Source organism: Agrobacterium sp. O3.4, from assembly GCF_041414895.1.
Lineage (GTDB): Bacteria > Pseudomonadota > Alphaproteobacteria > Rhizobiales > Rhizobiaceae > Agrobacterium > Agrobacterium cucumeris.
The window spans coordinates 895,177-907,796 of sequence record NZ_JALPZP010000001.1 but is presented as its reverse complement, the minus strand read 5'-3'; the positions used below and the strand labels follow the sequence as shown (position 1 = coordinate 907,796).

The following is a 12,620-nucleotide window of genomic DNA, read 5'->3' as shown; positions in this document are numbered from 1 at the left end:
CGTCTGCGCGGCGGGAAGCACTCTTTTCAGCCCAAGGACTTGGGCTGACTGGATGCCGGATCAAATCCGGCACGACGGTCGTGTAATTCTCAAGCCGCCTTCTCGATGCGCGTCAGACCGCCCATATAGGGCAGCAGCACGTCTGGAATTGTGACGGAACCGTCGTCGTTCAGATAATTTTCGAGAACCGCGATCAGGCAGCGGCCGACGGCCGTGCCGGAACCGTTCAGCGTATGAACGAACTTCGTCGCCTTGTCGTCCTTGCCGCGATAACGCGCATTCATGCGCCGGCCCTGGAAATCGCCGCAGACCGAGCAGGACGAAATTTCGCGATAGGTGTCCTGGCCTGGCAGCCACACTTCCAGATCGTAGGTCTTGCGTGCGCCAAAACCCATGTCGCCGGTGCAGAGCGTCATAGTGCGGAAATGCAGGCCGAGACGCTTCAGCACTTCTTCGGCGCAGGCTGTCATGCGCTCATGCTCGGCAACAGCGCTTTCCGCATCGGTGATGGAGACGAGTTCGCATTTCCAGAACTGGTGCTGGCGCAGCATGCCACGCGTATCGCGGCCGGCCGAGCCCGCTTCCGAACGGAAGGACGGTGTGAGCGCGGTGAAACGCAGCGGCAGTTTTTCCTGCTCGAGAATTTCGCCGGACACGAGGTTGGTCAGCGTCACTTCCGCCGTCGGGATCAACCAGCGGCCATCGGTGGTCTTGAACAGGTCTTCGGAGAATTTCGGCAATTGCCCGGTGCCGAACATCGCCTCGTCACGCACCATCAGCGGCGAGGAAACTTCAGTGTAACCGTGTTCCGTCGTGTGCAGGTCGATCATGAACTGGCCAAGCGCCCGCTCCAGCCGCGCCAGCTGGCTGGTCAGAACGGTAAAACGCGAACCCGAAAGCTTGGCAGCACGCTCGAAATCCATGTAGCCGAGCGCTTCGCCGATCTCGAAGTGTTCCTTGGCTGCATGGTTCCAGCCGGGCTTCTGGCCGACAACGCGGGTGACCACATTGTCGTGCTCGTCCTTGCCGTCTGGCACATCGTCGAAGGGAATGTTCGGCAGGCGCGACAAAGCGTCGTTCAGCTCGGCGGTGACCTGACGGTCCTCCTCCTCGGCGCGCGGCATGTTTTCCTTGATGTCGGCGACTTCGGTTTTAAGTTTTTCCGCAAGCTCCATGTTCTTCTGCGCCATGGCGGCGCCGATTTCCTTGGAGGCGGCATTGCGGCGGGACTGCATGTCCTGCAGGGACTGGATGACGGAACGGCGCTTTTCATCAAGGGCGATCAGGCCGCTGGCAGCAGGCTCAGCACCTCGGCGGGCAAGAGCCGCATCGAAGGCTTCGGGGTTTTCGCGTATCCATTTAATGTCGTGCATCGTCGTTCCAGACCGTTGTTGCATTGCCCTCAGCAAAACGCCGGGCAAAGGCCCGGCGCGAAGAGATTTGTGAGCGGGGGAAACCTTGGCAAAGGCTCAGGTCTCTTCCAGCTCCGTGCTTTTGGATTCCGCCGCACGTTTCCTCTCCACGAGTCGAGCCATGTAGATGGAAATCTCGTAGAGAATGATCGCAGGCAGCGCAAGACCGATCTGGGACATGGGATCGGGCGGCGTCAGGACGGCCGCGACCACAAAGGCCATGACGATGGCGAACTTGCGCTTTTCACGCAGCCAGTCGCTGGTCAGAATGCCGACGCGCGCCAAAAGCGTGGTGACGACCGGCAGCTGGAACACCAGACCGAAGGACAGCACCAGCGTCATGATGAGGCTGAGATATTCCGACACCTTCGGCATCAGCGAAATCGCCACCTCGCCATCCTCTGGCAATTGCTGCATGGCGAGGAAGAACCACATGACCATGGGCGTGAAGAAGAAATAGACGAGCGCCGCACCGATGAGGAAAAGGATCGGCGACGCGATGAGGAACGGCAGGAAGGCGGCGCGCTCGTTCTTGTAAAGACCGGGTGCGACGAACTTGTAGAGCTGCGAGGCGATCACCGGAAAGGAGATGACCATCGCGCCGAACATCGCGACCTTGATCTGTGTGAAGAAGAACTCCTGCGGCGCGGTATAGATCAACGACGATTTCGTCACATCGAGACCCGCCCAGAGCACTGCCCACTTATAGGGAATGACAAGCAGGTTGAAGAGGTGCTTGGCAACCGCAAAACAGGCAATGAAGGCGATGAAGAATGCACCGAGCGACCAGATCAGCCGGGTGCGCAACTCCATGAGGTGCTCGATAAGCGGCTGTGGCTTATCTTCGGTATCCCCGCTCATGCTTCATCCTTTTTCGGCTTCACAGCCTTTGTTTTTGCCGCTCTGGCCGGTTTGGCGTCAGCCACGGCCGTCGTCGTGTCAGCCGCGGCCTTCTTGACGGCCGCCTTTTTGACAACCGCCTTCACGGGTGTCTTCGAAACGGCGGGCTCGCCCGTTGTCGCGGAAGCGACAGCGTCCGGCGTTGCAGCCACTTTGGTGCGGGCGGCGCGCTTCGGCTTGGCGGCAACCGCTTCGGCTTCGACGGTCGCAACGGATTTCGCACGGGCGCGCTTCGGCTTTTCTGCCGCAGTGGCAGCAACCGGTGCTGCTGCGGCGACGACGGGCGGCGTATCCGGCAGCTTCATTTCCGGCTCCGGCGTGCTCACGAGCGGGGCAACCGGCTCGCTCGTCGCGGGTGCGGCAGTGGAGGACAGCCCATCGGGTGCTGCCGTTGCCTTCTGCAGGTCGGATTTGATCTCATTGCCGAGCTGGCGCAGCGGGTTCATCGCATCACGCAGCGAATTTGTCGGGTTGAGATTGCGGACATCGGAAATCGTCTGGCGCACATCGTCCATATCGGCCTCTTTCAGGGCCTCATCGAACTGCGTGCGGAAATCCCCGGCCATCTTGCGAAGGCCGGCCATCGTCTTGCCGAAGGCGCGGATCATGGGCGGCAAGTCTTTCGGTCCGACGACCACGATCAGCACGACCGCAATCACCAGAAGCTCGCTCCAGCCGATATCAAACATCAATACGCTCCCGAGACCCTAGCGCCGGTCTCAAACCAAACGACACGAGCCGCTTACTTGATCTCGTCAGCCTTGTGGTCGACAGTCTTCGCATTGGCATCTGCCGGCGGCGGCGTCTGGTCTTCGTCAGCCATGCCCTTCTTGAAGCTCTTGATGCCCTTCGCGACATCACCCATCAATTCCGGGATCTTGCCGCGTCCGAAAAGGACGAGAACGATCACCAGCACGATGAGCCAATGCCACACACTAAAAGAACCCATAACTGCAACTCCTGAATTTCGCTTTCAGACGATGTAAGACGTTTGAAAGGCTTTTTCAAACGACAAATCGTCGCTGGGACGGGCCGTGCCCATAAACTTTTCGCGTGTATCACGCAGGCTCATGACGATATCAATCGTCACCATCACCACCACCCGGCGCAAGCAGGCCCAGTTCCTCCAGATCGAGCTGCGTGATCGGGTCTTCATCCTCGCGCAACTCGTCGCTCATCATCGGCAGAGGCACGCCAAAATTGGACGGAATGCGGCCCGAAAGCAGCCCCGCCCCCTTCAATTCCTCAAGGCCCGGCAGATCCCGTAATTCCTCAAGGCCGAAATGATCGAGAAACTCCACCGTCGTGCCGATCGTCACCGGCCGGCCCGGCGTGCGCCTGCGACCGCGGAAACGCACCCATCCCGCCTCCATCAGCACGTCGAGCGTACCACGTGAGGTCTGCACGCCGCGGATTTCCTCGATTTCGGCGCGTGTCACCGGCTGATGATACGCGATAATCGCCAAAACCTCCAGCGCTGCGCGCGACAGCTTCTTCGGCTCCTTCTCCTCCGTGCGGATGACGAAGGAAAGGTCGCCGGCCGTGCGGAACGCCCATTGCCCGCCCACCTGCACGAGATTGACACCACGGTCGCCATAGGCGGCCTTCAGCCGGTGCAAAATGGCAACGACATCCATGCCGCGCGGCAGACGCTCGGCGATGAAACCGATGGAAACCGGCTCGGCAGAGGCGAAAACCAGCGCTTCGGTGATCCGCTCGGCCTCCTTCAGCTGACGTTCGGAAAAAACAGTGGATTCGGGGGCCATCCCGTCTGTCACGATCATCGCCTCGCCGGTCTCATCATCATTTGTCATTATCGGTCTCCCCGGCTTGGGCTGCACGCTCGTCCCTTGTGCCACGGCGCATATAGATGGGCTGAAAAGCCCCCTCCTGCCGGATTTGCAGTGATCCCTCGCGCACCAGCTCCAGCGAGGCGGCAAAGGCGCTGGCGATGGCCGTCACCCGCATGGCGGGATCCGGCACATATTGCAGCAGATATTGATCTAGCACCGTCCATTCACCGACATCACCGAGCAGACTGTTGAGAAGCTCCCGCGCCTCCACCAGCGACCACACCTGCCGCTTTTCGATAGTGACCTGGGTGATGGCCTGCCTCTGCCGCAGATTGGCGTAGGCGCTCAGGAGATCGTAGAGGTTCGCCTCGTAAGCCGAACGGTTGATATGCGGAATATGCTCCGGTGCACCCCGGGCAAAAACATCGCGGCCAAGCTGGGCGCGGTTGACGAGCCTTTCGGCCGCCTCGCGCATCGCTTCCAGGCGTTTCAGCCGGAAGGCCAGCGTCGCGGCCATTTCCTCACCCGAAGGGCCGTCATCCTTCGATTGTTGTGGGATAAGCAGTTTGGATTTCAGGAAGGCGAGCCAGGCCGCCATGACAAGATAATCGGCGGCTAGCTCAATGCGCACGCGGCGCGCGCTTTCCACGAATTGCAGATATTGCTCGGCAAGCGCCAGCACCGAAATGCGCGACAGATCGACCTTCTGCGTGCGGGCAAGATGCAGGAGGAGATCGAGCGGGCCTTCGAAACCCGCGACATCGATGACCAGCCCGGCCTCGCCCGTCAACCGCTCCGGCGTCACATCCTGCCAGAGCTTGTCCATCGGCGTAGAATTGCGAGACTTGTCTGCGGCCATTGTTCCATCCGCCGGGCATCCGGCCTGTGATCCCGAGTGGGCGACCGCCGCCCGATCGTCAGGAAACGGCCCACATGGCGTTGAATTCAACTCTCAGTTCGGCTTCGTCGGAGGCGTCAGCAGCGGGGAAACCCGCCTCCACGGCCCGCACCCGCTCCAGCGAACGGCCGGAAAGAACGGGAACTTCCTTCACAACCTCAAGCATTTCACCCATCACGCCGTTGCAATGCAAGACTATATCGCAACCACCCGCAACAATATTCGCAGCCCGTTCGCCAAGTGTGCCCTTCAGCGCATTCATGGAACTGTCGTCGGACATCAGCAGCCCGTCAAAGCCGATGCGGCCGCGAATGATCTCCTCGATCACTTTTGCCGAGGTGGTCGCCGGTCGTTCGCGGTCAACGGCGTTGAACACCAGATGTGCGCTCATCGCCATCAATTCGCGGTTAAGCGCCCGGAACGGCACGAAATCATGGGCGTCCAGCTCATCAAGCGGCACATCGACAACAGGCAGCTCATGGTGCGAATCGACCATGCCGCGACCGTGACCCGGCATATGTTTCATGACGGGCAACATGCCGCCCGCCTTCAGGCCATCGGCAGCCGCCTGACCCAGCTGCGCCACCATGGTCGGCGAATAGCCATAAGCGCGGTTGCCAATGACATTGCTGGCGCCTTCCACCGGCACATCGAGCACCGGCAGGCAATCGACATTGATACCGAATTTCATCAGGTCAAAGGCATGCAGGCGCGACATCAGCCAGGCGGCGCGCAGGCCTTCCTCGCGGTCACGCTCGTAGATTTCGCCAAGAATGCGGGCATTCGGATAGGCTTGCAGGATCGGTGGCTTGATACGCTGAACCCGTCCGCCTTCCTGATCGATCAGCACCGGCGCGTCTGGCCGCCCGACGGCATCGCGCATGGATGCGACGAGACCGGTGATCTGCTGCGGCTCGCCGATATTGCGGCCGAACAGGATGAAGCCCCAGGGCTGCTGGTCGCGGTATAGGGCGATCTCGTCGGCGGTCAGCGCAAGCCCGCTGCATCCGAGGATCATAGCTTTGCAATCGGTCATGGTGTCACGCCTGTCTGAGAACAAAAGGGGTAAGGGAAGAATGGCCTTTAGCCATCGAGACTGCGGAGAGGTCCGGTCAATTTCTCCGCTTCATCCTCGGGCTTGACCCGAGGATGACGTAGAGTTTGCCGGAAGGTCCGAATATGCCAAGGGCTGCCCCAACTCGGCAGCCCCAATCGTTACGAAGCCAGATCGGCCGCTATCAGCGTGCCACCAGGCAGCTGCCGCCGGCCGAGCGGAACTTTTCGCACAGCGCCACGGCTTCGTTCTTGTCACCAGCCGGGATGCGGACGCGGTAGAAGGTGCCCTTGCCGGCAATTTCAGCCGCCTTGATGTCGACGCCGCGTCCACCGATGACCGAGCCGAACTTGGCCGACATGTTCTGGTAGGACTTCTGGGCCTCAGCCTGGCTCGGCAGCGAAGCGATCTGGATGTAATAACCACCGGCAGAAGGCGTGCTGGTTGCAGCAGGTGTTGCGGCAGCCGTCTGTTGCTGCGTGGCCGGCGGCTGGGCCGGAGCGGCCGTCGTCGGGCGGACATTACCCTGATTGGTCACGGTCGCCACCACATTGGCGGGCTGGGCAGACGGGCGCGCCGAAGGAAGCGGTGCTGCAGACTGCACGGCCGGCGTGGAAGCGGCAGCAGGCGTGTTGGCCTGCGGCTTTGCAGCCTGCTCGGGCGCTACCGGAACCCGCGAAGCGGCGATGACGGCAGGAGCGCCCTCACCCGGCTTGGCGGTCTGCGGTGCGGCAAGCTCGGCAACCTTGTCGGCCTTCGGCGGCTGGGCTGCCGGTGCGTCCACTTCCTGGGCGACCAGCGTACCGTCAGGCTTGACGATCATGGTGCGAACCTTGCGCGGCGAAACACCGGTCGCGCCAGAACCTTCGTTCTGAGCGGCCTTTTCTTCCGGCGAAAGCAGGCGCGGATCTTCGGTCTCGCCAACCGGTGTGCCGGTCGCTTCCATATCCCCGTCGTTTTCGCCTTCCAGCGGCAATTGTTCCGGGATCAGCGTACGCTGAACCACATCCACCGGCTGTTCGTTGCTGGAAATCAGCGCCGGCTGCTTCGGATCGGCAGCGCTGCCACCGGCAACGCGATCATAAACCGCCTTGTCCTGATTGGGCACGACGCGGCCACCCGGATTTTCCGGCACGACCTTCATCGGGTCGTTATCGGCGGAGATGATGACCGGTGCGCCATTGGAGCCGGTGCTGGAGGAACCGCCCGATATCAGCGCGTAGACGCCGCCACCGACAAGCACCAGACCGATGGCAGCCGCCACCGGCATGATCCAGCGGCGACCGCCGCGTTCATCTTCCTCGCGATAGGCCGCTTGATGATCGACATAGGTATTCTCGGCATCGCGCGACGCATTGCCTCGGGAAGCCGCAGCCTCCTGCATGGAGCGGCGGAAGTCCTCTTCCAGGGCCCGCTCGAATTCATCGGCGTCATCCGGAGCCTGCGCGGCACGCGCCTGCGGGGCGGCAGCGCGGTTTTCCGCATGTTTATGGCGGTCGAGACCGCCGGCAACGGCAGGCGCAAACAGCGTCGCAAGCTCGGTATCGATATCGAGATCTTCTTCGTGACGACGCGGCGCGGGCTTGGGTTCGAAAACCCCGACCGGCAGTTCCGGAACATCCATCTCGATAATGGTTTCCGGGTGTTCTTCCGTTTCACCGATCTGCGAAGGATCGAAAGGCAGGCTTTCCAGCGTCTGCGGTGCTGCCGGCTGCGGCGCAGCGACGGCCGGACGCGGCTGGACGGGTGCAGCTGCTGCCGCGATGGGGGCGGCAACGGTTGCGGCGCGTGGTTGCGGAACAGGCTGTTCCCTCACCGGCTGCGGCGCGGCCGCCACCACCGGAGCGACCGGCTGGCGGCGAACGGGTTGCGGCGCGGGCGCAGGAGCAACCTCCGCTTCGGCAATTTCCGAGAGATCGAGATCAAGATCGAGATCATCGAGCGCCAGCTCGAAATCATCATCGTTGAAACCGGCAAAATCGGTGAAATCCGGCTCCTGAAGAGGAGCCTGCGATACGGCAGGGGCAACCGGCGTCACCCGCTCAGGCACCGCAGCAACTGGCGCCGCAGCAACTGGCGTTGCGGCAACCACCGGCGGCTCGATTTTTGCAGCCTGAACGACAGGCGCGGACTGTACGACGGGTTCTTCGCCACGACCCGGAATGGAGTATTTCGCAACGTCGTAGATCAGCTCGTCCATCGGCGACAGATTGGTCGCCACCGGCCTACGAGCGACCGGAGGCGTCACAGGCTGTTCAGCAGGCGTGAAGCTCTCCGCAACCGAGGGCGCAAAGGCAGGAGCTGTCTCTTCCGCCTGAATGACGGCAGGTGCCGGCGCGAGCTCGATCTGTGGCTCGATCTGCGGCTCCATCCGGGCCACGACAGGCGGCTGCTCGGAGCGCGGCTCGACCCTTCTCGGATCGACAGCAGAAACGTCACGGCGCGCACCAAAATTGGCAAGCGGCAGGCGCAGGCTGGAGAATTCGAGTGAAGAACGACCGCCATGCGAAGGCGGGCGCACGGAAACCGGCGCGGGCGCTTCCTCGGCAACCGCTATCTCTACCTCATCGGCAAGATCGAAAGCCTGCGGTTCCGGCGCATAGGCCTGACCGGCAAAAGCAACATTGCTCGAAACATCGGCCGGAAGCTCCGGCATGGCGTGCCATTCGGGCTCGGCCGTTTCAACGGCCTGCGGCTCTTCCCATGCGACCTGCTGGGCGGGCGGCTGGTAAACCACCGGCTCGGCGGCGCGTGGCTGGCGGGAATGCACATCGAAAACTTCAGCGACAGCGCCGGCATCGTCACGGAAATCCGCGCGGATATCCTGCCGAGCGGATGTTTCCACGTAATTATGGATATAGGCCTGATCGACCTCGGGAAGCGGCTCTTCCCTCACCTCGGGTGCAGGTGCAAGCTCTGGCTCGCGGCGGGCGAAAACCGATTCGACACGCTGCATAAAGTCGTTGGGGTGGATGCCCGCACGAACATCGTTCGCCGGATCAAGAACGACCGGATCGGCGTGCGGCGCATCGTAAACCTCGAATTCCCTCAGAAGCTCATCTTCGAGGTTAAATTCGGGTTCGCGACGGGTCACCGATGGCTGAGCCTCGGAACCCGCATGCGAAGGACGATCTTCGAAGCCGACGATACGCGCCAGTTCTGCCAGAGGATCGTTGTCAGCGAACCCTTCGGACCGGGCGTCCCGGTTATACGCGACATTTTTTTCGACCATTACGTGTTCCACCATCTACGCATTGCAGCTCTTGCCAGCGTATTGTGAGCAAATAATGGTGATATGTTATCGCATTTCGTCAGGTGCGTCCGCTCCCAAAAGCGTAAGGCCAGACTTCAAAACATTCGCGACAGCATTCACCAGCCCAAGTCTGGCAATGCTCAATTCTCGGTTTTTATCGTTAATAAAACGTAATTCCGGTTGGTCTTTGCCCTTGTTCCAGTGTCCATGGAAGGAACTGGCGAGATCATAGAGGTAAAAAGCAAGCCGGTGCGGCTCATGCGAAAGGGCCGCGGATTCAATCAGCCGCGGATATTCGGCGAGCTTTGCAACCAGCTGCAACTCGTTGATATCGCTGATCAAAGCAACAGATTCCGCCATCTCTTCCGCAGAGGGAGCAAGCCCCGGAAACGCTTCCTGCGCCTGCCGGAAGATCGACTGTGAGCGGGCATGCGCATATTGCACGTAAAAGACCGGATTATCCTTCGATTGTTCGGTCACTTTCGCAAAATCGAAGTCCAGCGGCTCGGAATTCTTCCGATAGAGCATCATGAATCGCACGGGATCGCGACCCACTTCGTCGACAACATCGCGCAGCGTGACGAAGTCGCCGGAGCGTTTCGACATCTTCACCGGCTCGCCATCACGGAACAGTTTGACGAGCTGGCACAGAAGCACCGTCAGCTTCGACTTGCCCTCGGAGACGGCGCGCGCAACCGCTTCCAGCCGCTTCACGTAACCGCCATGGTCAGCACCGAGCACATAGATCATCTCGGAGAAACCGCGATCGAACTTGTTCTTGAAATAGGCAACGTCGGCGGCGAAATAGGTGTAGGAACCGTCGGATTTCATCAGCGCACGGTCCATGTCATCGCCCACTTCGGTGGAACGGAACAGCGTCTGCTCGCGATCTTCCCAGTCGTCAGGCAATTCGCCCTTCGGCGGCGGCAGCGTACCCTTGTAGACATGGCCCTTGAACGTCAGGTCGTTGATGGCCGAGAGGATCGGTCCGCCATTGCCCTCATGCAGCGTGCGCTCCGAGAAGAACACGTCGTGCTTGACGTTCAGCGTCTCCAGATCTTCGCGGATCATCGCCATCATCGCAGCGATTGCCTTATCCTTCACGATCGGCATCCACTTTTCCTCGGGCATGGCCCGCAGCTTGATGCCATATTCGTCCGCCAGCGCCTGGCCGACGGGAACGAGGTAATCGCCGGGATAGAAGCCCGACGGAATGGCGCCGATATCCTCACCCAGAGCTTCGCGGTAACGCAGAAAGACCGAACGCGCCAGCACATCGATCTGCGAGCCGGCATCGTTGATGTAATATTCCTTGGTGACGCCATAACCTGCAAATGCGAGCAGGTTCGCCAGCGTGTCGCCGACAACAGCACCACGGCAATGACCGACATGCATCGGGCCGGTAGGATTGGCGGAGACATATTCGACATTGATCTTCTGGCCGGCGCCCATCGTAGAACGGCCAAAATCAATGCCCTGGCCGATCATGTCGGCAAGCAGACGCTGCCAGTAACCGACGGAGACCTTGAGATTGATGAAGCCGGGACCGGCAACATTGACGCTGTCGACATCGCCATCCGCCTGAAGGGCGGGCACGATGAGTTCGGCGAGCGCGCGCGGATTGGTGCCGAGCGGCTTCGCCAGCACCATCGCCGCATTGGTTGCAACGTCGCCATGGCTCAGATCACGCGGGGATTCGACGGTAATTCGACTGAAATCGACCTTTTCGCGGTTCTCTTTGACGAGATCGAGAGTCTCGAGCGCGTTTTTGATCCTGGTATCGAAATCGGCAAAAATGTTCATCGTTCCAACCTGCGCGAAGGGCTTCTGTTTAGTCCGGCCATCATAACCGGGTCGGCTTCGCGATCGCCCGCTGCCCTATCGCAAATCGGGGGTGCGGTCAAACAGCCGCTGGTGAGCGCGCAGTGCATAACTGTCGGTCATGCCGGCCAGATAATCGCCCACATGCCGGGCTTTCGCCGTCTCGCTCATGCCGGAAATGCTGTCCACCCAGTAGTGGCTCTGCATCTCCGCCGGCGTTTGCATATAACGGTGGAAAAGGTCGGTGACGATCTGCGTAGCGCCAGCCCGGATGCGCATGATTTCCGGATGACGGTAGATATGGCCGAACAGCAGCTTCTTGATCTGCCGGTCGGTCTCGGCCATCTCGGGCGAAAATGTCGCGACGGTGAAATCGGCGGCGCGGATATCGGCCGCACTCTGCGGTTTCAGGCGGGCAAGATTCTGCTGCGCCACGCCGATCACATCTTCCACCATATGGGTGATCTGCCGGCGCATGATCTCGTTGGCAAAACGCTCCTTGTCGAGCACGGGATATTTGCCGCGTACCTCGGCCATCAGGTCGCTCAGGAACGGCACCTCCTCCAGCATCTCGAAAGTGAGATAGCCGGCGCGCAGGCCGTCATCTATATCATGGGTATTATAGGCGATGTCGTCGGCAATCGCCGCCATCTGCGCCTCAAGGCTGGCATAGCTGCCAATCTCCAGATCCTGCAGCTCGCAATATTCGAGGATGGGCAGCGGAACCGGCGCCTTGACCCCCTCGCCGCTGGCATTCACCAGCGGGCCATTGTGCTTGACCAGCCCTTCGAGCGTTTCCCATGTCAGGTTGATGCCGTCATATTCGGCGTAACGGCGCTCCAGCTTGGTGACGATGCGCAGCGACTGGGCATTGTGGTCGAAACCGCCATAGGGCAACAGCACCGCATCCAGCGCATCCTCGCCGGTATGGCCGAAGGGCGTGTGGCCGAAATCATGCACCAGCGCCACGCCTTCCGCCAGATCCTCGTCGAGCTTCAGCGCGCGGGCGAGCGCCCGGGCGATCTGTGCCACCTCGATCGTATGGGTAAGACGGGTGCGGTAATGGTCTCCGTCCGGGCTGATGAACACCTGCGTCTTGTGCTTCAGGCGGCGAAAGGCTGTGGTGTGGACGATGCGGTCCCGGTCACGCTGGAATTCGGAACGCGTCAGACTGCCTTCTTCGGGGAAAAGACGCCCGCGCGTGGTCCATGGATCCGAGGCGAAAACCGCCCTCTCGCCGCTTCCGAAACCCAATGCGCGCTGGTCTATGATCATGCATCCACCTGTTGTCTTCGCCGCCATGACCTAGGCTATGACGTCCTTTTCGCCTCGGCCATTGACCTTTTCATTCACCCTTCATACCTATCGCAGAGGTCGGCGCAAAGCATCATCGCCGCGCAGACCGCCTTCACACAGGCTATAGACCGTTAATTTGACCGGTTTATAATAGTGACAACGAGATTTTTGCTCTCCGGTTCTTGACCCCGGC

10 protein-coding genes are annotated in these 12,620 nt (G+C 60.9%); all 10 read right to left on the bottom strand.

Going from position 1 to position 12,620, the window contains the following annotated elements; genetic code table 11:
• Nucleotides 1–89: 89 nt before the first annotated feature.
• Complete coding sequence (serS, locus tag M0412_RS04410) at nucleotides 90–1,373, bottom strand: serine--tRNA ligase (protein ID WP_269699701.1); 1,284 nt, start codon at nucleotides 1,371–1,373, stop codon at nucleotides 90–92.
• A 96-nt stretch (nucleotides 1,374–1,469) separates the two neighbouring features.
• Nucleotides 1,470–2,273, bottom strand: coding sequence for a twin-arginine translocase subunit TatC (gene tatC / locus M0412_RS04405; protein ID WP_142840012.1), 804 nt, complete (start codon nucleotides 2,271–2,273; stop codon nucleotides 1,470–1,472).
• A complete protein-coding gene (gene tatB / locus M0412_RS04400; RefSeq protein WP_269699702.1) occupies nucleotides 2,270–3,001 on the bottom strand; it encodes a Sec-independent protein translocase protein TatB in 732 nt (243 codons plus the stop codon). Before tatB ends, tatC begins: the two co-directional genes overlap by 4 nt.
• Before the next feature lie 53 nt (nucleotides 3,002–3,054).
• On the bottom strand, nucleotides 3,055–3,261 hold the full coding sequence (locus M0412_RS04395) for a twin-arginine translocase TatA/TatE family subunit (RefSeq protein ID WP_046798332.1): 207 nt from the start codon (nucleotides 3,259–3,261) through the stop codon (nucleotides 3,055–3,057).
• A 130-nt stretch (nucleotides 3,262–3,391) separates the two neighbouring features.
• The gene (gene scpB / locus M0412_RS04390; RefSeq protein WP_269699703.1) at nucleotides 3,392–4,126 is read right to left on the bottom strand and encodes an SMC-Scp complex subunit ScpB; all 735 of its coding nucleotides are present in this window, start codon (nucleotides 4,124–4,126) and stop codon (nucleotides 3,392–3,394) included.
• Entirely contained in the window at nucleotides 4,116–4,964 is an 849-nt protein-coding gene (locus tag M0412_RS04385) for a ScpA family protein (RefSeq protein ID WP_142840015.1), read from the bottom strand. Before M0412_RS04385 ends, scpB begins: the two co-directional genes overlap by 11 nt.
• A 58-nt stretch (nucleotides 4,965–5,022) precedes the next feature.
• Nucleotides 5,023–6,039 carry a beta-N-acetylhexosaminidase gene (nagZ, locus tag M0412_RS04380; protein ID WP_269699704.1) on the bottom strand — a complete coding sequence of 339 codons (1,017 nt, stop codon included), beginning with the start codon at nucleotides 6,037–6,039 and terminating at the stop codon, nucleotides 5,023–5,025.
• Between the two features lie 202 nt (nucleotides 6,040–6,241).
• The gene (locus M0412_RS04375) at nucleotides 6,242–9,289 is read right to left on the bottom strand and encodes an SPOR domain-containing protein (protein ID WP_269699705.1); all 3,048 of its coding nucleotides are present in this window, start codon (nucleotides 9,287–9,289) and stop codon (nucleotides 6,242–6,244) included.
• A 66-nt stretch (nucleotides 9,290–9,355) separates the two neighbouring features.
• A complete protein-coding gene (argS, locus tag M0412_RS04370; protein ID WP_269699706.1) occupies nucleotides 9,356–11,113 on the bottom strand; it encodes an arginine--tRNA ligase in 1,758 nt (585 codons plus the stop codon).
• 75 nt (nucleotides 11,114–11,188) lie between these two features.
• On the bottom strand, nucleotides 11,189–12,406 hold the full coding sequence (locus M0412_RS04365) for a deoxyguanosinetriphosphate triphosphohydrolase (protein ID WP_269699707.1): 1,218 nt from the start codon (nucleotides 12,404–12,406) through the stop codon (nucleotides 11,189–11,191).
• Between the last annotated feature and the right edge of the window lie 214 nt (nucleotides 12,407–12,620).

What these genes read in the sequence shown, in the direction of transcription:
- serS (WP_269699701.1), bottom strand. Translation starts at nt 1,373, where the DNA reads ATGCACGACATTAAATGGATACGCGAAAACCCCGAAGCCTTCGATGCG.
- tatC (WP_142840012.1), bottom strand. Translation starts at nt 2,273, where the DNA reads ATGAGCGGGGATACCGAAGATAAGCCACAGCCGCTTATCGAGCACCTC.
- tatB (WP_269699702.1), bottom strand. Translation starts at nt 3,001, where the DNA reads ATGTTTGATATCGGCTGGAGCGAGCTTCTGGTGATTGCGGTCGTGCTG.
- M0412_RS04395 (WP_046798332.1), bottom strand. Translation starts at nt 3,261, where the DNA reads ATGGGTTCTTTTAGTGTGTGGCATTGGCTCATCGTGCTGGTGATCGTT.
- scpB (WP_269699703.1), bottom strand. Translation starts at nt 4,126, where the DNA reads ATGACAAATGATGATGAGACCGGCGAGGCGATGATCGTGACAGACGGG.
- M0412_RS04385 (WP_142840015.1), bottom strand. Translation starts at nt 4,964, where the DNA reads ATGGCCGCAGACAAGTCTCGCAATTCTACGCCGATGGACAAGCTCTGG.
- nagZ (WP_269699704.1), bottom strand. Translation starts at nt 6,039, where the DNA reads ATGACCGATTGCAAAGCTATGATCCTCGGATGCAGCGGGCTTGCGCTG.
- M0412_RS04375 (WP_269699705.1), bottom strand. Translation starts at nt 9,289, where the DNA reads ATGGTCGAAAAAAATGTCGCGTATAACCGGGACGCCCGGTCCGAAGGG.
- argS (WP_269699706.1), bottom strand. Translation starts at nt 11,113, where the DNA reads ATGAACATTTTTGCCGATTTCGATACCAGGATCAAAAACGCGCTCGAG.
- M0412_RS04365 (WP_269699707.1), bottom strand. Translation starts at nt 12,406, where the DNA reads ATGATCATAGACCAGCGCGCATTGGGTTTCGGAAGCGGCGAGAGGGCG.